The organism is Aeromonas sp. QDB11 (assembly GCF_027705265.1).
Classification (GTDB): Bacteria; Pseudomonadota; Gammaproteobacteria; order Enterobacterales; family Aeromonadaceae; genus Aeromonas; species Aeromonas allosaccharophila.
Map to the genome: position 1 here is coordinate 1 of NZ_JAPDBM010000240.1, position 589 is coordinate 589.

The 589-nt window shown below is 46.5% G+C and carries 2 tRNA genes and 1 rRNA gene; all 3 read left to right on the forward strand.

Annotated features, from left to right (window positions below):
- A 16S ribosomal RNA gene (locus OKC40_RS22860) occupies window positions 1–67 on the forward strand; the annotation flags it as partial.
- Window positions 68–139: 72 nt separating this feature from the next.
- Window positions 140–216 (forward strand) — tRNA-Ile (locus tag OKC40_RS22865).
- A gap of 16 nt (window positions 217–232) precedes the next feature.
- Window positions 233–308: transfer RNA gene (locus OKC40_RS22870), tRNA-Ala, on the forward strand.
- Window positions 309–589: the final 281 nt, after the last annotated feature.

Consider the following 589-nt stretch of genomic DNA (forward strand, 5'->3'; position numbering starts at 1 on the left):
ATTCATGACTGGGGTGAAGTCGTAACAAGGTAACCCTAGGGGAACCTGGGGTTGGATCACCTCCTTACCTTAAGATGACGAAGTTGTTGAGTGTTCACACAGATTGCCTTGATTCAAGTTTAGAGACAGTACACGAAGTGGGTCTGTAGCTCAGGTGGTTAGAGCGCACCCCTGATAAGGGTGAGGTCGGTGGTTCGAGTCCACTCAGACCCACCACTTCGTTCCCGATTATGGGGCTATAGCTCAGCTGGGAGAGCGCCTGCTTTGCACGCAGGAGGTCTGCGGTTCGATCCCGCATAGCTCCACCATAATCGGTACTGTATTTTGCGAGAAGCAAAAGCCATGCATTGAGCGATGTTCAATCTATGTCTTTGACTTCTTTATGAAGTTTGCTCTTTAACAATCTGGAAAGCTGATTTAAAAAGTAGTTCTCAAACATTTGTTACAAGTGCTTTGGAAACTTCTTGGCGAAAACCAAAATTTATTTTGGTCCTTGTTGTACTTCAACAAGTCGCGTCGTTTCGACGACACTTCTTGGGGTTGTATGGTTAAGTGACTAAGCGTACATGGTGGATGCCTTGGCAGTCAG